Annotated in this window: 17 protein-coding genes and 1 pseudogene; 6 read left to right on the top strand and 12 right to left on the bottom strand. The window is 72.8% G+C overall.

What is annotated here, in order from left to right:
• From AB8A24_RS01260 to AB8A24_RS01245, 4 genes and pseudogenes are all read right to left on the bottom strand, one after another.
• A partial coding sequence (locus AB8A24_RS01260) for a molybdopterin oxidoreductase family protein (RefSeq protein ID WP_369474301.1) occupies nt 1-2,220 on the bottom strand: 2,220 nt, incomplete at its 3' end.
• A 174-nt stretch (nt 2,221-2,394) separates the two neighbouring features.
• Nucleotides 2,395-3,372 carry a GDSL-type esterase/lipase family protein gene (locus tag AB8A24_RS01255; RefSeq protein ID WP_369474299.1) on the bottom strand — a complete coding sequence of 326 codons (978 nt, stop codon included), beginning with the start codon at nt 3,370-3,372 and terminating at the stop codon, nt 2,395-2,397.
• A gap of 115 nt (nt 3,373-3,487) precedes the next feature.
• Nucleotides 3,488-3,910: pseudogene (locus AB8A24_RS01250) on the bottom strand (molybdopterin-dependent oxidoreductase); the annotation flags it as partial.
• A 208-nt stretch (nt 3,911-4,118) separates the two neighbouring features.
• Entirely contained in the window at nt 4,119-4,466 is a 348-nt protein-coding gene (locus AB8A24_RS01245; protein WP_328960238.1) for a S26 family signal peptidase, read from the bottom strand.
• Between the two features lie 219 nt (nt 4,467-4,685).
• On the opposite strand from AB8A24_RS01245, the gene AB8A24_RS01240 reads away from it, so the two are divergent.
• Complete coding sequence (locus AB8A24_RS01240; RefSeq protein WP_328960237.1) at nt 4,686-5,192, top strand: hypothetical protein; 507 nt, start codon at nt 4,686-4,688, stop codon at nt 5,190-5,192.
• 45 nt (nt 5,193-5,237) lie between these two features.
• Here the strand turns inward: AB8A24_RS01240 and AB8A24_RS01235 are convergent, their stop codons facing one another.
• A complete protein-coding gene (locus tag AB8A24_RS01235; RefSeq protein ID WP_369474297.1) occupies nt 5,238-6,023 on the bottom strand; it encodes a type 1 glutamine amidotransferase domain-containing protein in 786 nt (261 codons plus the stop codon).
• Between the two features lie 192 nt (nt 6,024-6,215).
• Here AB8A24_RS01235 and AB8A24_RS01230 point away from each other — a divergent pair, with 192 nt between their 5' ends.
• The gene (locus tag AB8A24_RS01230; protein ID WP_369474295.1) at nt 6,216-7,232 is read left to right on the top strand and encodes an AraC family transcriptional regulator; all 1,017 of its coding nucleotides are present in this window, start codon (nt 6,216-6,218) and stop codon (nt 7,230-7,232) included.
• Nucleotides 7,233-7,238: 6 nt separating this feature from the next.
• Here AB8A24_RS01230 and AB8A24_RS01225 read toward each other — a convergent pair whose 3' ends face one another.
• The gene (locus AB8A24_RS01225; protein WP_266480293.1) at nt 7,239-7,670 is read right to left on the bottom strand and encodes a Fur family transcriptional regulator; all 432 of its coding nucleotides are present in this window, start codon (nt 7,668-7,670) and stop codon (nt 7,239-7,241) included.
• A gap of 231 nt (nt 7,671-7,901) precedes the next feature.
• On the opposite strand from AB8A24_RS01225, the gene katG reads away from it, so the two are divergent.
• Nucleotides 7,902-10,091 carry a catalase/peroxidase HPI gene (gene katG, locus AB8A24_RS01220; protein ID WP_369474293.1) on the top strand — a complete coding sequence of 730 codons (2,190 nt, stop codon included), beginning with the start codon at nt 7,902-7,904 and terminating at the stop codon, nt 10,089-10,091.
• A 227-nt stretch (nt 10,092-10,318) separates the two neighbouring features.
• Here katG and AB8A24_RS01215 read toward each other — a convergent pair whose 3' ends face one another.
• The 5 genes from AB8A24_RS01215 to AB8A24_RS01195 form a co-directional block, all read right to left on the bottom strand.
• A complete protein-coding gene (locus tag AB8A24_RS01215; protein ID WP_328960233.1) occupies nt 10,319-10,750 on the bottom strand; it encodes a VOC family protein in 432 nt (143 codons plus the stop codon).
• Nucleotides 10,751-10,827: 77 nt separating this feature from the next.
• Nucleotides 10,828-12,480 carry a D-alanyl-D-alanine carboxypeptidase/D-alanyl-D-alanine-endopeptidase gene (dacB, locus tag AB8A24_RS01210; protein WP_369474290.1) on the bottom strand — a complete coding sequence of 551 codons (1,653 nt, stop codon included), beginning with the start codon at nt 12,478-12,480 and terminating at the stop codon, nt 10,828-10,830.
• Between the two features lie 86 nt (nt 12,481-12,566).
• Nucleotides 12,567-14,003, bottom strand: coding sequence for a carotenoid oxygenase family protein (locus AB8A24_RS01205; RefSeq protein WP_328960231.1), 1,437 nt, complete (start codon nt 14,001-14,003; stop codon nt 12,567-12,569).
• A 151-nt stretch (nt 14,004-14,154) separates the two neighbouring features.
• Nucleotides 14,155-14,532: a hypothetical protein gene (locus tag AB8A24_RS01200; protein WP_369474288.1), complete on the bottom strand. Its 378-nt coding sequence runs from the start codon at nt 14,530-14,532 to the stop codon at nt 14,155-14,157.
• 54 nt (nt 14,533-14,586) lie between these two features.
• Complete coding sequence (locus tag AB8A24_RS01195; protein ID WP_369474286.1) at nt 14,587-15,684, bottom strand: hypothetical protein; 1,098 nt, start codon at nt 15,682-15,684, stop codon at nt 14,587-14,589.
• 174 nt (nt 15,685-15,858) lie between these two features.
• Here AB8A24_RS01195 and AB8A24_RS01190 point away from each other — a divergent pair, with 174 nt between their 5' ends.
• Both AB8A24_RS01190 and AB8A24_RS01185 read left to right on the top strand, forming a co-directional pair.
• Nucleotides 15,859-16,296: an Ig domain-containing protein gene (locus AB8A24_RS01190; protein ID WP_369474285.1), complete on the top strand. Its 438-nt coding sequence runs from the start codon at nt 15,859-15,861 to the stop codon at nt 16,294-16,296.
• 72 nt (nt 16,297-16,368) lie between these two features.
• Nucleotides 16,369-16,986 carry a nucleoside/nucleotide kinase family protein gene (locus AB8A24_RS01185; protein WP_369474283.1) on the top strand — a complete coding sequence of 206 codons (618 nt, stop codon included), beginning with the start codon at nt 16,369-16,371 and terminating at the stop codon, nt 16,984-16,986.
• Nucleotides 16,987-17,090: 104 nt separating this feature from the next.
• On the opposite strand, the gene AB8A24_RS01180 is transcribed toward AB8A24_RS01185, so the two are convergent.
• Nucleotides 17,091-17,696 (bottom strand): GPP34 family phosphoprotein, encoded by a 606-nt coding sequence (locus AB8A24_RS01180; protein ID WP_328960226.1) that lies wholly within the window; start codon nt 17,694-17,696, stop codon nt 17,091-17,093.
• A 248-nt stretch (nt 17,697-17,944) separates the two neighbouring features.
• Between AB8A24_RS01180 and AB8A24_RS01175 the strand changes: the two genes are divergently transcribed.
• The gene (locus AB8A24_RS01175) at nt 17,945-19,042 is read left to right on the top strand and encodes an alpha/beta hydrolase-fold protein (RefSeq protein WP_328960225.1); all 1,098 of its coding nucleotides are present in this window, start codon (nt 17,945-17,947) and stop codon (nt 19,040-19,042) included.
• Nucleotides 19,043-19,069 lie beyond the last annotated feature (27 nt).

The following is a 19,069-nucleotide window of genomic DNA, read 5'->3' as shown; positions in this document are numbered from 1 at the left end:
GGCGGTCGAGGCCGCCACGGGGAGCGGGGCCCGGGTCTTGGTCAAGGTCACCGCGCACATCTTGAATCCGGGCTGGAAGGAGATCGGGTCGACGGCGTCGTCGGTGACGGCGTTGACGCTGAGGTACTCGCCGAACAGGTCGTTCCAGTGGAAGGGGGCGAAGCAGTTCCCGGGCCGGACCCGGTCGGTGACGACGGCCGGCAGCACGGCCCGCCCGCGCCGGGAGGCCACCTCCACCCCGTCCCCCTCCTCGATGCCGAGCGCGGCCGCGTCCTGCGGGTGGATCTCCACGAACGGTCCGGGATTGAGTTTGCCCAGCTTGGCGACCTTTCCGGTCTTGGTCAGGGTGTGCCACTGGTGCTGCAGACGGCCGGTGTTGAGCACGAACGGATAGTCTTCGTCGGGGAGTTCGCCGTCCGGCAGGTGCGGGCGGGCGAAGAAGACGGCGCGTCCCGTCGCCGTCGGGAAGACGAGCCGGGGGCGATCGCCGTCCGGGTGCTCGGCCAGGGTCTGGCTGACCCCGTCGTTGAGGTAGCGGACCGGGTTGCGGTCCGGCCCGCCCGGGGCGGCCGGCCACTGCACCGGGCCCGAGCGCAGCCGCTCGTACGTGACCCCGCGCAGGTCCCAGCCCGTCTTCGGGTTCCAGGCCTGCCGGAGTTCCTCGAAGACCTCCTCGGCGCACGTGTACGTGAACGCCTCGGCGAACCCCATCGCGCAGGCGACCCGGGCGATCAGCTGCCAGTCGGGCAGGGCCTCACCGGGCGGGTCGGCGGCCCCCTGCACCAGGGTGAGGTTGCGCTCCGAGTTGATCATCACGCCGTCCGCCTCGGCCCACAGTGTCGCGGGGAGCGCGATGTCGGCGTAGGCGTTGGTCTCGGTCTCCGCGAACACGTCCTGCGTGATGACGAGTTCGGCGGTCTCCAGGGCCTTGATCACGGTGCTGCGGTTGGCGACGGAGGCGACCGGGTTGGTGCAGATGATCCAGCACGCCTTGATCTCACCGGCGGCCATCTTCTCGAACATCTCGACGGTGCCGCGGCCGACGTCGGTGCGCAGGCTGCCCGCCGGCACGCCCCACAGCTCCTCGACGTAGCGGCGGTCCGCATCCACCAGGACCGAGCGCTGGCCGGGCAGCCCCGGCCCCATGTACCCCATCTCCCGGCCGCCCATCGCGTTGGGCTGCCCGGTGAGGGAGAAGGGGCCGCTGCCCGGGCGGCAGATGGCGCCGGTGGCGAGGTGCAGGTTGACCAGGGCGTTCGTGTTCCAGGTGCCGTGGGTGGACTGGTTGAGGCCCATGGTCCAGCAGCTCATCCACTCGCCCGCCTCGCCGATCCAGCGGGCCGCCAGCCGGATGTCGGCCTCCGGTATGCCGGTGATCCGGGCCACCCGGTCGGGCGCGTAGTCCTCCAGGAAGGCGGGCATGTCCTGCCAGCCCTCGGTGTGCTCCGCGATGAAGGCGGGGTCGGTCCGGCCGCCCTCGACCAGGAGGTGCAGCAGGCCGTTGAGGAGGGCCAGGTCGGTGCCCGGCCTGATCTGCAGGAACAGGTCGGCCTTGTCGGCGGTGGCGTTGCGCCGGGGATCGACCACGATGAGTTTGGCGCCGGAGGCCTTGATCCGGTCCATCATCCGCAGGAAGAGGATGGGGTGGCAGTCGGCCATGTTGGCGCCGATGACGAAGAAGGCGTCCGCCCGCTCGAAGTCCTCGTACGAGCCGGGCGGCCCGTCGGCACCGAGCGAGAGCTTGTAGCCGGTGCCGGCGCTCGCCATGCAGAGCCGGGAATTGGATTCGATCTGGTTCGTCCGCAGGAAGCCCTTGGCCAGCTTGTTCGCCAGGTACTGGGCCTCCAGGGACATCTGACCGGAGACGTAGAGCGCCAGCGCGTCGGGGCCGTGCGCGTCGAGGATCTCCCTCAGGCGCACGGCCGCCTCGGTGACGGCCGCTTCCACCGGGGCGGGCGCGGGACCGGCGCCCCGCTCGGCGCGGACCAGCGCGGTGGTCAGCCGGCCGGGCGCGGCCAGCATGTCGGCGTGCGTGGCGCCCTTGGTGCACAGGCGTCCGGCGTTCGCCGGGTGCCGCTTGTCACCGGCGACCTTGGCCACCGTACGGCGACCGTCGCCGCCCGTGGTGATGTCCACGACGATCCCGCAGCCGACACCGCAGTACGAGCAGACCGTACGCACCCGCTGCCCGGTCGCGGCCTTCGCCTCCGCCTCCGCCACAGCAGACCTCCTCGTGCCTTCGGCCTCCCCGTACCGCTGCGGGCCGCCGCGGCCGTGTGCGGGTCGGTCCCGTTGCGGTCCAACGTAGGAAGTCCCTGTTGCGCGCAGGTGACGGGCGGTGCCCCCCGGGGGTTACAAGCGGCTTCGTCAAGATCACCACGGGCGGTGAGGTGGTCAGCGGCCGTGCGCGTCGAGGTGCTCGTAGAGCGCCCGGTGCCCTTCGGCGGTGGGGTGCAGGCCGTCGACGAGCAGTTCGGTCCGCTCCCGCAGCGGCTCCCACAGATCGAGGAAGTCGATGTGGTTCGCCTCGCACCAGGCCCGGACGAAGGCGCGCAGGGCCAGTGCGCGGGCCCGGGTGAAGCACAGGCCCTCGTAGTCGCGGGTCCGGTCCTCGTCTAGCCAGGACGGTCCGGCGACGACGAGCCGGGCGTTGTGGCCGAGAGCGGTCGCGGCCAGGGTGTCGAGGCTGCCGGCGAGCCGCGCGAGATCGGCGGCCCCGTCGGAGCCGGAGGCGGAGGCGGAGTTTGAGCCCGCGTCCGCCTCCGTACGGGCGGCCGGTACGGCCGAGTCGTTGATGCCGGCGGCGACCAGGAGGGTGTCGGGCCGGCGAGCCGCCAGCAGCGCCGGCGTCTGCTCGCCGACGTCGGCGAGGGTGCTGCCGGGGACCGCCAGGTTGAAGAGCCGGCGTTCGGCCTCGTTCCCGGCGATGTGGGCGGCCGCCAGGTGGCCCGCCCAGCCGCCCCGTGGGTCGCAGCGCCCGTAGGCGATGCTGTCGCCCACGACGACGATGCGCTCGGCCGGGCGCAGCGGCTTGGCGTCCAGGTAGGCCCAGGTGGTCGCCCCGGAGGACAGGACCACCCGCCGGCGGGTGTAGTCGTCGACCTCGTAGGCGTCGGCCGCGGCGAGCTCCTGGTCGGTGAGGTGCAGGAGGGCGCCCTCGACCGAGGCGCCGAGCCTGCGCTCCAGGATCAGGTGCACGTCGAGCCCGCTGGCGGCGATCACGGCCGGATCGGTGATCTTCAGGGGCCGGGTGGTGTAACCGGCCAGCGATGCCGGGGAGGTGGGGACGGCTCTGCCGAAGAGAGCGGTCTGGACGCGCTCGTCCCTCAGCGTGCCGAAGGAGAACAGGGTGTGCGTGCGTGATTCGGTCACAGTGAGCCGCAGGGCCTTTCTTCACGGAGGGTCAGGTTTCACCCTAACGGCCGACAGTCGGCGGCCGAGGCCTGTGGCCGGCGGCCAGCGCTCACGGACGCCGCCGGGGCCCGGACTACTCCTCCTGGTAGGACTGGAGCTGCTCCTTCCAGGGGTCGCCGATGTCGTGGTAGCCGCGCTCCTTCCGGAAGCCGCAGCTGTCGGCGGTCATGTACTCGATCGCGCGCAGCCACTTGGGGCCCCCTTGTAGCCGTAGAGGTGCGGGACGACCAGGCGCAGCGGAAAGCCGTGTTCGACGGTCAGCGGCTCGCCGTTGTGGTGGGTGGCCGGCAGGGTCCGGTCCGAAGAGAAGTCGCGGAGGCGGAGGTTGGCGCTGTAGCCGTACTCCTCCCACGCCTTCACTTGCGTGACCGCAGCGGCCGGGGGGCGCCGGCTCCAGGACGGTCTGCGCCGCGACCCCGAGGAACTCGTGGTCCGTGGAGGTCGAGCCCGACGCGCAGTGCAGGTCGGTCTCGATCGTGACGCCGGGCAGCCGGCTCGCGCGGTGACGAGGCGGCGACCGTCCACAGGCCGCCGATCAGTTGCGCGGCATCCTGGTCGAGGAACGTGTTCAAGTAGCGGTCACGGTCGACGAGTACGGCGCGGACCGGCGGTCGGGCCGGTCGGATGACCTTGAACTCCACCGGGCCGAGCCGCGCCCGGTGGATGGTGACCGAAAGCTTCACGCGGTGCGCCACCACGCGCCCTTACGCCGCACGCGTCTTGTCCGCGGCGCCCACCCGGGGGACCCCGTCGACCGTCGTGCAGATGCCGAAGACCCGGTCGTGGCCGGTCCAGCCGTTCACCCGGCCCCGGTTGTTGCTGATCTGGACCCGCTTCCTCGCCGGGTCCACGGCCGACACCAGATGGAGGTACACCGTCCCGGCGACACGGGCCAGGACGATGTCCCCGGTCTTCAGCTTCGTCGGGTCGACCGGGGCGACCACCACCCGCTGACGACTGCGTATCAACGGGACCATCGAGGAACCGGTCGGCCGGAACTCCACGGTGGCTCCGTCGGCGACCCTGCCGGCCACCGCGTCCCATGCACCCATCCGAGGATGCTCGCAGACCGGGCCATCGGATCCCATCGAATTACGCCCGCGCCCGGCACGCCCGGCACGCCCGGCACGCCCGGCACGCCCGGCACGCCCGGCACGCCCGGCACGCCCGGCACGCCCGGCACGCCGGGCATTCGGTGTGTCGGCGGCCGTCCGTTCCCGGCGGGCGGTATGGATGGGTTGTACCGGGGGGCGAGAGCGAGGGAGTGGCACGTGGCAGCCATGGTCGGACTGTTCTGGGTCACCTCGGACGCGGTGTACGTGGGCTCCCCGCCGAACACCCTCGGGATCGGCGTGCGCCTGACCGGCGAGGGCGTGGAAGCCACGGACCCCGACAGCCCCCGGACGTGGACATGGTCGGAGCTGCGTTCCGCGGTGGTCGAGGACGCGCCCAAGCACAACCCGGTGGGCCGCGCGGCGAAGATCCTCGGGTCCATGGTCTCGGCCGCGATCGGAGCGGAGAACCTCGGCGAGGGGCCGCCCGAGATGAGGCTTCGGCTGGAGACGGAAGAGGGCACGCAGGAGGTGACCGTCCACGCGGCCGCGGCCGGAGGTTACACCGCCGAGGAGTCACGGCTCTCCCAGGACCTGCTCGACGGCTTCGTGGGAGGAAGCAGGAACCCGCTGACCCTCGAGGAGTGGGGCCGGGAGCACGCCACGGAGGGCACACCCGAGCCACGCGCGCGAGAAGCCCTGCTGCACACCTGGGCGCAGTCCTAGGACACCGGTCAGCGACCCGGTGGCCGGCCGACGGCGAAGGGCATGTCAGGCGCCGCTCTCCGTGGTGGACCGGGCGGGGCTGCCCCGGTGCGAGCGGACCAGCGCGAGGTAGTCCGCCGCGAGGCGGTGGCAGTCGCCCGGCCAGCGGGCGGAGACGTAGTTGCCGTCCCGCACCGTGAAACCGCGGTCGGGGCGCGTCGCCGTGTCCCGGACCGGCAGCGACGGGCCGGTCAGGAAATGGGTCGGGTCGGCGAGGGCGGCGGTGACCTCCGCCTGGACGGTCGCCGGGTAGATCCGGTAGTAGCGGCCCAGCCACAGCCGGGTCAGGTTCCAGGCGGTCAGCTCCAGCAGCGAGGTCAGGGCCGTGGTCCTTCGCCCGTGGAGCACCGACCGGCCGGTCGTGGGGTCCTTCGCCCGGGCGGCCAGCAGCACACCGTGGCACACCGCGCCCACCGGCAGCCCCAACAGGAAGACCCGCGCGAACAACCGCTGCGCGGCCGTGTCCTCCAGGAGCGTCCGCATCCCCTGGGCGTGCCCGCCGGGGACGAACAGCCCCGTCAGCTGCGCCGGATCGACCTCGGTGTAGGACAGCGGGGCGCGGAAGCAGGGGTCCTTGGTCAGCTCCCGGTAGGCGGCCAGTTCGGCACGTCGGGTCATCAGCCACGGGGAGAGCCAGGAGAAGCCGATGTCGGTCAGCCGGCGGTCGGCGAGCGCGACCCGCCCGTCGGGCGTCGCGAACCGTACGTCGTACCCGGCGTCCCGCAACGCGGCCCAGGGCACGGCCGCCTCGGTCGGATCGTAGCCGGACGAGGGCAGCAGGAAGACGATCACAAGGTGCTCCTTCGGGTGCGCACGCGGCGAACGGACCACGGGCCGGCAGGGCGGCGGACCGCCTGCCGCAACGGGCAGCCCGACCCTAGGCGCGTCGCCGGGCCCGGTCATCGACCCTGGCGGCCACCTCGTTGACTCCCGGGCCCCACCTCCGGTTGACGACGGGCCGCGCCCCGGCATTGACTGACCGCCATGCCCAGCTTCGCGCCGGCCGGCTTCGAGCCGTCCACCGTCGCCGCGTCCTACGCGCGCGCCGTCCTGAACGCCACCGGGGACGGCGCCGACGGCACGGCCGGGTCCGGCGTCTGGGCCCCGCCCGGGGACCGGCTGCCCTTCACGCAGGTGCGTGCCCTCTGGGACATGGTGATCGGCGCCGGGGGCGGCGATCCGCACGCGGGGCTCCGCGTCGGGGACGGGATCAAGCCGGGCAGTCTCCACGTCCTCGGCCACGTGGTGCTGACCTGCGCGAGTCTCGCGGAGGCCGCCGAGGCGGCCGTCCGCTACCACCCGCTGGTCAGCCAGGCCGGCACGGTCTCCCTGGCACGCGGCGGCGAAGGCACCCGGATCCGGTACCGGCCGACCGTCGACCCGGCCACCATGCGTCCCCAGCAGGTGGAGGCCGTCGTCACCGGCATGGTGCGGGCCGCCCGCTGGATCGCCGGGGACGACTGGGCGCCGCTGTCGGTGTCCTTCACGCACGCCCGTACCGGCTCCGCCGAGCCGTACGCCCGGATCCTCGGCTGCCCCGTGACCTTCGACGCCGCCGAGAACGCGCTCACCGTCGCCAACCGCGACCTCGACCTGCCGCGAGCCCCGCACGACCCGGAACTCGGCGCCCTGCACCGCGCCTACGCCGACCGGCTGCTGCGCGAGCTGTCGACCTCCGTGACGCTCGCGGAGCGCGTCCGGCAGTGGCTGGACCACGCGCCGCTCGACGGCACCGGCCCCGCCGACGCCTGCCGGGGTGTCCACCTCAGCCCCCGCACCCTGCGCCGGGCCCTCCAGGAGGAGGGCACCTCGTGGCGGGCCCTCCTCGATGCCGCCCGGCATCGCCGGGCCCGCCGGCTGCTGGAGACCACGGACCTGCCGCTCGACCGGATCGGCCCGCTCGTCGGCCTGAGCGGGGCGACGGCCCTGGTCCGTGCGTTCACCCGGTGGGAGGGCATCACCCCCGGCGCGTACCGGGCCCGGGGCGCGGGCCCCGGATGAGTACGGTCACGAGCGTGTGCGTCCCGCCCCGGCGGCGCACGCGGGGCACAGCCCGCGGTAGGTGACCTCGACCGCGGACACGGTGAAGCCGAACCGCTCCTCGGGCGGCAGGTCGGCCGGCAGGCCCGTCGCGTGGACGTCGCGGATGGTGCCGCAGCGCGTGCACACCAAGTGCTGGTGCGGATGGTGCGCGTTGGGGTCGAAGCGCTTGACCCGGCCCTGTACGGAGACCTCCGCCACCTCACCGATCGCGACCAGCTCGCCCAGGGTGTTGTAGACCGTCGCCCGGGCGATCTCGGGCAGCAGCAGCGCCGCGCGGGCGTGCACCTCGTCGGCAGTGAGGTGCACGTGGTCGCCGTCGAGCACCTCCGCCACGACGCGCCGCTGGGACGTCATCCGCCAGCCGCGCCCCCGAAGCCGCTCCAGCAGGTCACTCATATCGGCTCACCTTTTCGGTTCGGCGGGACAACAGAACGTTAGCGATATCGAACCGGGCCCGGCGGGAAGCCGATCCGCCGGGCCGGGACCTCGATTCGAATTCCGTGTGTTTTCCACCCGCCCACGCCCTGCGTGTTCTCTCCGCGGCGGGCCCTTCGGTGCGCGACCATACGGACGCGCCGACGCAAGCAGCCAGCAGATGGAAACATCGACACAGGAAGAAGGACGGACGTGTCCGGCAGCGACAGCGAGAACCCAGTAATCCCTGCCCCGACCCCCGCGCCGACTCGCCCCAGGTCGAATCGGGACTGGTGGCCGAACCAGCTGGACCTTCAGGTTCTGCACCAGAATTCGCCCTTGGCCGATCCCATGGGCGACGATTTCGACTACGCGAAAGAGTTCGCGACCCTGGACCTCGACGCCCTGAAGCGGGACGTCTTCGAGGCGATGACGGCCTCGCAGGACTGGTGGCCCGCGGACTACGGCCACTACGGACCGCTCTTCATCCGGATGAGCTGGCATTCCGCGGGAACGTACCGCATCGCCGACGGCCGGGGCGGCGGCGGTGCCGGTGCCCAGCGGTTCGCCCCGCTCAACAGTTGGCCGGACAATGCGAGCCTCGACAAGGCCCGCCGTCTGCTCTGGCCGGTCAAGCAGAAATACGGTCGGAAGGTCTCATGGGCCGACCTGCTGGTGTTCGCCGGTAACTGCGCGATGGAATCCATGGGTTTCAAGACGTTCGGATTCGCTTTCGGGCGTGAGGACATCTGGGAACCCGAGGAGGTTTTCTGGGGTCCCGAGGACACGTGGCTCGGGGACGAGCGCTACAGCGGCGACCGGGAGCTCTCCGGCCCGTTCGGCGCCGTGCAGATGGGGCTGATCTATGTGAACCCGGAAGGCCCCAACGGAGACCCGAACCCGCTCGCCGCCGCCCGCGACATCCGCGAGACGTTCGCGCGCATGGCCATGAACGACGAGGAGACGGCCGCCCTCATCATCGGCGGCCACACCTTCGGCAAGTGCCACGGGGCGGTCGGCGCCGACTACATCGGACCCGAGCCGGAAGGCTGCCCGATCGAGCAGCAGGGCCTCGGCTGGAAGAACACCTACGGCAGCGGCAGTGGCGTCGACTCGCTCACCAGCGGTCTGGAGGGCGCGTGGACCTCCCAACCGACGAAGTGGGACAACGGATACCTGGACAACCTGTTCGGGTACGAGTGGGAGCTGACCACGAGCCCGGCCGGTGCGCAGCAGTGGACTCCCAAGGACCCCGCGGCCCAGGGCACGGTGCCGGACGCCCATGACCCGGCGAAGAAGCACGCGCCGATGATGCTGACGACGGACCTCGCGCTGCGGATGGACCCGGTCTACGCACCGATCGCGAAGAGCTTCCACGAGAACCCGGACAAGCTCGCCGAGGCGTTCGCCAAGGCCTGGTACAAGCTGCTGCACCGCGACATGGGCCCGATCTCGCGCTACCTCGGCCCGTGGGTGCCCGAACCTCAGCTGTGGCAGGACCCCGTACCCGCGGTCGATCACGAGCTGGTCGGTCCCGAGGACGTCGCCGCTCTCAAGCGCACGATCCTCGACTCGGGGCTGTCCCTCCCGCAGCTGGTCACGGCGGCGTGGGCGGCGGCGTCGAGCTTCCGCGGCACGGACATGCGGGGCGGGGCCAACGGAGCCCGGATCCGGCTCGCGCCGCAGAAGGACTGGGAGGCCAACGACCTGCCCGAGGTGGCCGAGGTGGTCCGGACCCTCGAGGGAATCCAGCGGGACTTCGACGGCGCCCAAAGCGGCGGGAAGAAGGTCTCGCTCGCCGATCTGATCGTGCTGGGCGGCTGCGCGGCCGTCGAACAGGGCGCGAGGAACGCCGGGTACGACATCGAGGTGCCGTTCGCGCCGGGCCGTACGGACGCCTCGCAGGAGCAGACGGACGTGGAGTCCTTCGCCGTCCTCGAACCCAAGGCGGACGGCTTCCGCAACTATCTGCGGGCGGGCGAGAAGCTGTCGCCGGAGACGCTGCTGCTGGATCGCGCCAATCTGCTCAACCTGACCGCCCCCGAGATGACGGTGCTGGTCGGCGGGATGCGGGCGATGAACACCGGCTTCCGGCAGTCCCGGCACGGGGTGTTCACGGATCGGCCCGAGGCGCTGACCAACGACTTCTTCGTGAACCTGCTCGACATGGGCACGCGGTGGAAGGCGTCGGAGTCGGCGGAGAACGTGTTCGAGGGCCGCGACCACGCCACGGGCCAGGTCCGGTGGACGGCGACCGCGGTGGACCTCGTCTTCGGTTCGCACGCCCAGCTCCGGGCGCTCTCGGAGGTGTACGCGTCGCAGGACGCGGGAGAGAAGTTCGTCCGTGACTTCGTCTCCGCCTGGGACAAGGTGATGAACCTCGACCGGTTCGACCTCGCCTAGTGTTGTGACCGAAAGGTCCACCGGGTCACGGCGCCCGGTACGGCACCTCGCCGCGTCGTCGGACCACGGAAGTACGTCCGGTACGGCCCGCGGCCCTCCGCCTTGCGATGCACCGCACCGGACACCGCGACCCGGCAAACCTTTCCGGCCACAGCACTAGGCTTCCTTCGGATCGCCGGCCGGGGCCCCTTTCGGTGGGGCCCCGGCGGCGTCGGCCTGGGCTTCCGTCAGTCGAGACAGAACTCGTTGCCCTCGACGTCCTGCATCCCGAGGCACGACTCGTCGACCCCGTCGGCGAGCAGCAGTTGCCCGCGGACCGCGCCGAGCGGGACCAGCCGGGCGCATTCGGCCTCCAGCGCGGCCAGCCGCTCCGCACCCACGAGGCCCGTACCGACCCGCACGTCCAGGTGGACCCGGTTCTTGACGACCTTGCCTTCGGGAACGCGCTGGAAGAACAGGCGCGGGCCCCCGTCCGAGGGATCGATGGACGCGAACGCAGGCCCCTGGTACCCGGGCGGCTGCGCGCGATCGAAATCGTCCCACGTGGCGAAACCCTCCGGTGGCGGCGGCACCTCGTGCCCCAGCACCGCGCGCCAGAAGCGGGCGACGCGCTCGGGTTCCGCGCAGTCGAAGGTGACCTGTACCTGCTTGATCGACATCGGCCCAGCATAGGGCAGGGTCCTGGTTCGGGAACGTCCGCTGTCCGCAGGTGAGTTGGAGCCACGGCGGCGACCGGTCAGGGCGCGGACGACTCCTGGAGGTAGGCGGCGATCATCGCGAGGTCGTTGGCGATGGTCAGTACCTCGGTGGGGTCGGCGCCCGGTGTGGAGGCGCCGTTGACGCCCGCGTAGAAGGTGTCGAAGCGGCCGCCGCCCTTGTCCAGGTAGCCCGCGATGGTGATCGCGCCGACGGCCAGCCGGTCGTTGAGGGCGTCACCGCCGACGGCCGCGCCGGTCTTGGCGAACACCTTCCCCCGGGCCGGGCAGCCGCGGCAGTTCTCGGCCAGCAGACCGTCGACCCCGAGGATCGGCAGCGCCTCCCGGAACAGCCGGGCGTCCGGGGTCCGCTGCCAGTACGCCAGCATCTGCACCAGCACCTGCGGGGTGGCCCGGTCGGCGGGGTTGCCGCCCCGGCCGTCCATGAGCTGCGCCTGCTCACGGTCCACGCCGGCCTGGTCGAGGAAGTCGGCGAGCACCGGGAAGCCGGCCGGACACTGATCGCTCTTCGCCGTGACGGCCAGGAGGCAGATGCCGAGATTGGCGCCCAGGTTGTGGCTGACCTTGAGGATCAGCTTGGCGTACTGGGCGTAGGGCGGGGAGGTGTACGCCGCGACCCGCGGCCGCCCGTCGTAGTCGCTCGGCAGCCGCCCCACCGGGTTGGCGCCCGACGGGTCGGCGGTGACGTGCACCCCGGCGCGTTCGAGGGCCTCGATCAGCGCGACGCGTCCAAAGCCGGCCGGGTCGCCGATCGGGGAGGTGCGCAGCAGCGGTTCGGAGCCCGCCGCGATCGTTCCGGTCAGCCGGATCCGGGTGCCGCCGTCGGTGGCCGTCACCGTGATGGCGGTCGGCTTCCCGGCCGCCACGGTCTTCACCGCCGAGGTGACCTCGTAGGGCGCGACCTTGGGCCGCCAGTTCAGTCGGGCGGCCGCGCCGGGCCGGTCCCCTGGGGTGGTCATGAGGTCGATCAGGTTGTCGTTGATGATCAGCGGCGTCGGGGTGGGGACGAGCTCCGGGTCGGGGAGGAACAGCCGGCTGTCGACGATCACGTCCCCGTCGACGCGGGTGATGCCGGCGTCGCGCACCTGCCGGGCGAGCTGGTCGATCCCGGCGAGCGGGTTCTCCGGGGTGAGGGTCGCGCCGGGGAAGTCGTTGGCGTAGGTGTGGTCGAGGTCGGTGTAGGCGACCGTGCCGTCGGGGCGCGTCCGGCCGCCCATGGTGAGGTCGCCCTGGGCGACGAGGTCGAGGTCGCCGGTCAGCGTCGCGCCGTCGCGCTCGCCGACCGCGTAGAGCGGGGTCACGAAGCGGTGGTCGGCGCCGAGGGTGTGCCACGGGCCCGAGACGCTGAGCAGTTTGGCGGTGGATCCGGGGATGAAGAACTGCTCGGGGAAGAGGCTGTGCACCACGCGGCCGTCGTCCGGGTCGGTCTGCAGCAGGCCCCACTGGGCGTTGCGGTAGTCCGGCTTGCGCATGATCGCCGTGATGCGCGGGTCGAGGCCCCCGAGGCCCGTGTCGCCGGTCGCGGACGGCGCGGCCGGGGACGTGGCCGTGGACGGTGTCGGGGTCGGGTCCGCGCCGGTCGCGGTCCCCGAGGCGAGGGCGACGAACAGCAGGGCGGCGCAGGCGGCGGCCAGGCCGCGCCGTATCGGTGCGAGGTGGAACGGTCTGCTCACAGCGCGCTCCGTTCGTCGCGGCTGTCTCCTCCCGAGGCCAACCAACAGCGTGGCACGGCCGCGCCGGGCGGGCGCGCCGGGCGGGTTCACTCCTCGGTCGGCAGCCAGCAGCCGTGCAGGCCGAGCGGCACGCGTACGGGGATACGGGCGCGGGCCACCGGGCCCGACGCGGGATCCTCTGCGGGGACGACCAGGAACCAGCTCGACCCGTCCGTGCGGTCCGTGGCGAAGGTCAGCCAGTGGCCACCCTCCTCGGAGCCTGGCGCGGAGCCCGGCTCGGGGGCGAAGACCGGCTCGCCGACGGAGAGGTTCCCGGCCGACCAGACGCGGGAGGTGCCGGTCTCGTTGTCGTACCAGCGCACGGCGTCGTACTCGCCCGGCAGCAGGTCCGTCCGCCCGGTGTCGGTGGCCAGCGCGACGTACCGGTGGCGCCGGCCGATGCGCCGGTCGTCGACCCGCGGGAACTCCACCCGGGAGTCGTCCAGCGGGGTACGGACCATGCTGCCGGCGGCCGGGTCGATGCGCGCCCGTACCAGGCCACCGCTGACCGGGTCGGTGTCCTCCCCCGGGCCGCCGACGGTGAGCCTGCTCCACTGCACGTAGTCGAGGACCACCGGGGCGTCCGCGCCCGGGCCGTCGTCGTACGCGTTCACGGTGTGCCACGTCCAGAAGGCCTCGTCCGCCGCCCAGCGCACCGGTCCGCCGTCGCGGGGGATCAGAGCCACCCGGGTGCCGCGCTCGGGGCGCCAGGCCAGGAAGGAGCCGCCCGTCATGGCCGCGGCGAGGTCGAAGAAGGCCGGGGCGAGGACGAGGACGGCGTAGCGGCCGGTCAGGGCCATGTCGTGGATCATCATCGGCTCGTCCACCCCGTCGACGGAGGTGGGCCCGCGGCTGACGGCGCCGTGGCGGTCGATCACGGACCAGGTCAGGTAGGGCGGCTCCAGGCCGTAGCAGAAGACGACCATCTCGCCCGTGACCGGGTCGATCTTGGGGTGGGCGGTGATGCCCGCGGGCAGGGCCCCGCCGAAGCCCTCGCGGCCGAGCGTCGCCAGTTCGGCGTCGACCCGGAAGGGACAGGCCGACTCGGCGAGGGCCAGCAGCCGGCCGGCGTGCCGGACCACGTTGATGTCGGGCATGTCCCGGAAGGTGCCGGCGAGCTCCGGTCCCACCTGATCGGCATCCGGCATGATCATGGATTCGACGCCGCCCCACAGGGCCCGGCCGGCCCGCTCCTCGGCCAGCAGCGCGGGGGTGCGTACGAAGCGGTTGCGGTAGCGGGCCCGCCCGCCGGAGATCCACACGCCGTGCAGCATGCCGTCGCCGTCGATGGGGTACAGGTAGGAGCCGATCGGCGTGAACCGCGGATTGGGGCCGTTGCGCACGTACAGGCCGTCCAGGGTGTCCGGCAGCTCGCCCGTGACCTCCAGGTCCGCGACGTCGACCTCCTCGGACACGGGCGCGAAGGACCCCAGCAGGTGGGGGACGCGGGCGGGGTCGAAGCGGGGTGGCAGGTACGTGTTCACGGGACCTCCCGGGTGCGCGGTCCTGCGTGGGCGCGCTGGTAGGGCACCTTCCAGTGAAACGCGCGCCGGGTGAGGGTGCCAGACGGCCCGGTACCGCCCCGCACCGCCCCGGACCGCCGGGATCGCCCGGGACCGCTCCGGCGGGCCGGCCTCAGGCGGAGTCGAAGAGTTCCTCGTGCGCGCCGTCGAGGACGAACCCGTTGTCGAAGCGGACGCGGACCGTCACGCGGACCTTCTCCTCCTGGAAGGCGGTCCACGCCGGTTCCAGGGAGGCGACCTTCTCCTCGAGCTGCTTCCTGCTGGCCTCGGGCATCTGATGGCCGAAGGAGTCGAGGAGCGACTTCAGGCGTTCGTACTCACGGACGTCCTCGCCGCTCCGCGGCTGGTGCTCGTCGACCCGCTCGACGGTGCCCTCGGTCCCCGATGCCAGGGCCAGGAACCCGGCGACGGCTTCCCCCGCCGCCGTGACCGAACCGGTCAGGGCGAGGTCCTCGGCCAGCCTCACCCGGCGGCCTTCGTTCAACGTCATCGATCCTTCATCTCCCCGGTCGGTGCCCGAGCCTATCGGTGCCCCGGACGGTGCTCAGAGGCGGGCCGACAGGTGCGCGGCGACGGCCTCGTGGGTCAGGTGCAGACCCGCCCGCAGGACGGCGTCGTGCCGGGTGGGGTGGGCCGCGCGGTGGGCGAGGTCCAGCTCGCGGGCCCGGTCGAGGTCCGCGGCGCAGTCCGCGCCGCGCAGGGCGGCGTCCAGCGCGCGGGCGGTGGCCCGTACCAGCGGGGCGAGTTCGCGCAGAGCGGGGTCCGGCACGGTCCCGGGGGGCCGGGCGGGGCCGTCGGTCCGGGCGGGGCCGTCGGTTCGGGCGCGCTCCCGGAGCTCCTCGGTGAAGTACTGGAGGGTGAGGGCGGTTCGGGCGGCGAGCCTCAGCCGCTCCTCCAGCCCGTCCGGCGGCCGGGCCGGCGTACGCAGGTACAGCCGGGGGAGCCGGGTGCGCCGAGCGGCCCGCTCGAACGCCGCGAGGCCGCTCCGCGGTCGCAGCCACAGCTCCGCGTCCTCGGGGAGCCCCGGGACGGTGGGCGGTCCGCCGGCGCCGAGCCGGGCGGCGACCGCGCCGAGGAGGTCGTCGAGCTCGCCCCGGTACGTGCCGAGTCCGGTCGCGGCCGACCGGTACGGGTCCGGCGGCCACAGCAGCGGGCCCAGCAGGACCACGGCGGCGATGCCGACGGCGCTCTCCGCCAGGCGGGCCAGGGCATAGCCCGGGAGAGCGGTCGCGTAGATCACCAGTGCGCTGACCAGGACCTGCTGGTTGGGGGTGCCGCCCTGGTACATCAGGTACATGCCCGCGCAGCCGCAGGCCAGTACGGCGAGGAAGGACACCGACGCGGCCGCCGACAGCGAGGCCACGGAGGAGGCCGTGGGCGGCGGCAGCCAGTGCAGCACGAGCGTGGTCAGCGCCACGCCGACGACGACGCCCACGAGCCGCTCCCACCCCCGTCGCGGGGCGTCGTACACGTCGTCACGGAGGATCAGGACGGCCGGCAGGGCGGCCGGCACGGGAACCGTGCTCGTGCCCCACCACAGACAGAGGAACCAGGGCACGGCGGCGCACACGGCCAGGCGGACGGCGGAGCGCAGTCGTGCGCGGGGCGGTGGGGCGAGCGGGACGGCGACCGTACCGGACATGGCGGACATCGTAGGCCCGGGCTGTCGACCTCGGCGCCATCGACGGGACGGCCGGGCCCGCCTATGATTCCGACGCGCCACGCACCTCGAACACGCATACCCGCAACGGGTGATGACGGCCTCCGGGATCCGTACCGGAAACGCCGCCCTCGTCCGACGAGTTCGGAGGTCCTGTTGAGCACACGCACCCGCACACGCACCCGCACCCGCATCCCGCGCAGACCGGCGGCGCTGGCCGTCGGCCTGGCGGCTGTCCTGGCAGCGTCGGTCGGTCCGTCCTTCGCCGCGCCGCACGGCTCGACCGGCCCCGCGGTGACGCGCACGGTGGCCACCGCCGCCCCGTCCGTGGTCAACCCGGGCAACCAGGTGTCCCTTCAGTACGACTCCGCGTACCTGCCCATGACCGCCACCGGCGGCAAGGCCCCCTACACCTGGTCGGCGGTCAACCTGCCGGTCGGTGCCTCGATCAATTCCTCGACCGGCCTGATCTCGGGCCTTCTGCGCGGCAGCGGCATCCGTACGGTGACCGTCACCGCCAAGGACGCCACCGGTGCGACCGCGTCCACCACCTTCACCTGGCGCGTGATCCGCGACGCCTGCCCCCGCTGCTGACCGGGCGGCCCGGCGCCCCGCTCCCTGCCGGGGGAGGGGCGCCGGGCCGCACCCCTCGGGCAGGATGTGCGGATGAGTACGACGGAACCGGTGGCAAGGGCGGTGGCGCTGGCCACCCCGGGCGAGCGGCGCGTCCTGGGCATCGCCGGGCCCCCGGGCGCCGGCAAGTCGACACTGGCCGCCCGACTCGCGGACGCGCTCGGGCCCGAGCGGGCCGTCGTGGTCCCGATGGACGGGTTCCACCTCGCCCAGGCCGAACTGGACCGGCTGGGGCGCGCCGACCGCAAGGGCGCCCCGGACACCTTCGACGCGGCGGGCTACGTCTCCCTGCTGCGCCGGCTGCGCGCGCCGCACGGGCCCACGGTGTACGCGCCCGCCTTCGACCGTTCCCTGGAGGAGCCGATCGCGGGCAGCATCCCCGTACCCCCGGACGTACCGCTGGTGATCACCGAGGGGAACTATCTGCTGCACGACGCGGGGGAGTGGGCCTCGGTGCGCCCCCTGCTGGACGAGGCCTGGTACCTCGCCCCGGCCGAGGAGCTGCGCCTGGAGCGGCTGATCGAGCGTCACGTACGGCACGGCAAGGACCCCGCGTACGCGCGCGCGTGGGTGGCCCGCTCGGACGAGCTCAACGCGCGCCTCGTCGCCCTGGGCCGGCACCGCGCCGATCTCGTCCTCGACGCCGGCTGACGGCCCCGCGCCGGACAGGGGCCGGACTCACCGAGAGGCAACGAGGAGGCGACGGTCGCCCGTTGGTCCCGAATCCCGAGGGCGCCGACCGGGCGCCCTACGGCTCACGGGACGCGCCACACGTTGGCGAACGCCGCGTTCTCGATGGACCGTCGCTGGCGTACGGCCTCCAGTTCCATCACGGCGTCGCCGACGACGGCCAGTACGGTCGTCACCGCTTCGTCGTCCGGGCCCGGATCGTCGTCGGAGCGCGGTTCGCCCACGCCCACGGCCGCGGCGAGCGAGGCGAGGACGGGCTCGTCCGACTCCCAGCGGCTCAGCGCCTGGCGGTGAGCGGGCGTATCGGCCACTTCCAGGCGATCCGTGCCGAAGGGCAGCAGACCGCGCCGCCCCCGGGTCAACTGACCGACTTCCTCCAGGGCGGCCTGGTACGAGGAGGAGAGATCACGGCCGCGGCGCCACAGCCAGTCCTCGACCCGCTCGTACGGCGCCTGCCGGGTGAGCGCCGACGAGGCCTCGGCCAGGAGCTCGTCGTCCAGTCCGGGCAGGCCGCTCGGCACGATGCGGTCGCCGTCCAGAACGGCGGCCTGTGCGTCGAGGAGATCGATCAGCTCGGCGCCGGCGAGGGCGAGCGAGAGGTCACCCTGCCCGACGGAACGGTCCGGCGGCGGATCCATGGCGATGATGAACAGGTCTTTCGCCGTGCTCATGAACGGCTCCCCTCGAAGTCATCGGAAGTCGGATCCCGCTGATCACCTTCCTATGGTCGCACCAACGCCCACCACCGCTCCCGGGTTCCCGAACATCGCCGGGTGCCGGACCACGCCCTCGCCCGATACCGCGCCCTCCGTGAGGGAACGCGGGGGCCGATCCGCCCCTCTTGTCTGGTGCGCTACCCGCCGGTAGCGCTCCGGACCCGAGCGTCCGGACCGGAACGGTGGAGAAGGTTCGCTGATTCATGGGTCTGACGAGTGGCACGCTCATGGCGGGCGTCGCGGTGTGCACGGCGCTGCTGTTCGCCCTCACGGTAGCGCTGTGGCCCCGGCTGGCGCGGCCCGGCGTCCGGTGGGTACTGGGGCGGGTCGGGCTGCTCGTACTCGTGCAGTTGATGGTGCTCGCCTCGGTCGGTGCCGCGGCCAACCGCACCTTCCTCCTCTACGACTCCTGGGCCGATCTCGCCGGGACGAAGGACCAGGCCCCGGCCGCCCCGGGCGGCGCCGCCGTGGAGGTGTTGGGCCGGCAGGCCCCGGAGGTGCCCGGCGGCCGGAACCCGCAGGTGGGTGGCGTGATCGAGAAGGTGACGATCCACGGCGAGCGGTCCCGGGCCGCCGCCGAGGCGTACGTCTACCTGCCGCCGGAGTACTTCGACAAGAGCGACGAGCAGCGCAGGTTCCCGGCGGCCGTCGTCCTCACGGGCTACCCGGGCATGGCCGAGAACCTCATCAAGAAGCTGCACTACCCGCGGCTGGCGTGGAGCCTGGCGAAGCAGAAGCGCATGCAACCGATGATCCTGGTGATGATGCGGCCCACCATCGCCGCGCCCAACACCCAGTGCGTGGACGTCCCCGGGGGCCCGCAGAGCGAGGCCTTCTTCGGCGCGGACGTCGTCAAGGCGGTCTCCGGCACCTACCGCGTGGGCACCTCGCCGCGGAGCTGGGGCATCATCGGCGACTCCACCGGGGGCTACTGCGCCCTGAAGATGGCGGTGCAGCACCCGGAGGCGTACACGGTCGGCGTGGGCCTGTCGGCGGAGTACCGGCCCGAGATCGACAAGGACTCGGGTGATCTGTTCAAGGGGAACAAGGACGAGGAGAAACGATCCGACCTGCTGTGGCACCTGGACCACCGGCCGCAGGGGAACTCCTCGTTCCTGGTGACCTCTTCCCTGCGGGGGGAGCCGAACTACGGTGAGACGCAGGAGTTCGTCCGCAAGGTGAAGGCACCCGCGCACGTGTCGTCGATCATCCTCGACAGCGGCGGCCACAGCTTCAACACCTGGCTCCGGGAGATCCCGCCGGCGCTCGTCTGGACGGGCGCGCGGCTCGGCGCCGAGTGAGCGGGCGGCCGAGCGGGTAGGTGGGCG

Origin of the sequence: Streptomyces sp. BF23-19 (genome assembly GCF_041106355.1) — a bacterium.
In the GTDB taxonomy this organism is placed as follows: domain Bacteria; phylum Actinomycetota; class Actinomycetes; order Streptomycetales; family Streptomycetaceae; genus Streptomyces; species Streptomyces virginiae_A.
This window is presented reverse-complemented; position numbering and strand designations above follow the sequence as displayed.

What these genes read in the sequence shown, in the direction of transcription:
- AB8A24_RS01245 (WP_328960238.1), bottom strand. Translation starts at nt 4,466, where the DNA reads ATGGGTGCATGGGACGCGGTGGCCGGCAGGGTCGCCGACGGAGCCACC.
- AB8A24_RS01230 (WP_369474295.1), top strand. Translation starts at nt 6,216, where the DNA reads ATGCCCAGCTTCGCGCCGGCCGGCTTCGAGCCGTCCACCGTCGCCGCG.
- AB8A24_RS01225 (WP_266480293.1), bottom strand. Translation starts at nt 7,670, where the DNA reads ATGAGTGACCTGCTGGAGCGGCTTCGGGGGCGCGGCTGGCGGATGACG.
- AB8A24_RS01215 (WP_328960233.1), bottom strand. Translation starts at nt 10,750, where the DNA reads ATGTCGATCAAGCAGGTACAGGTCACCTTCGACTGCGCGGAACCCGAG.
- AB8A24_RS01200 (WP_369474288.1), bottom strand. Translation starts at nt 14,532, where the DNA reads ATGACGTTGAACGAAGGCCGCCGGGTGAGGCTGGCCGAGGACCTCGCC.
- AB8A24_RS01195 (WP_369474286.1), bottom strand. Translation starts at nt 15,684, where the DNA reads ATGTCCGGTACGGTCGCCGTCCCGCTCGCCCCACCGCCCCGCGCACGA.
- AB8A24_RS01185 (WP_369474283.1), top strand. Translation starts at nt 16,369, where the DNA reads ATGAGTACGACGGAACCGGTGGCAAGGGCGGTGGCGCTGGCCACCCCG.
- AB8A24_RS01180 (WP_328960226.1), bottom strand. Translation starts at nt 17,696, where the DNA reads ATGAGCACGGCGAAAGACCTGTTCATCATCGCCATGGATCCGCCGCCG.
- AB8A24_RS01175 (WP_328960225.1), top strand. Translation starts at nt 17,945, where the DNA reads ATGGGTCTGACGAGTGGCACGCTCATGGCGGGCGTCGCGGTGTGCACG.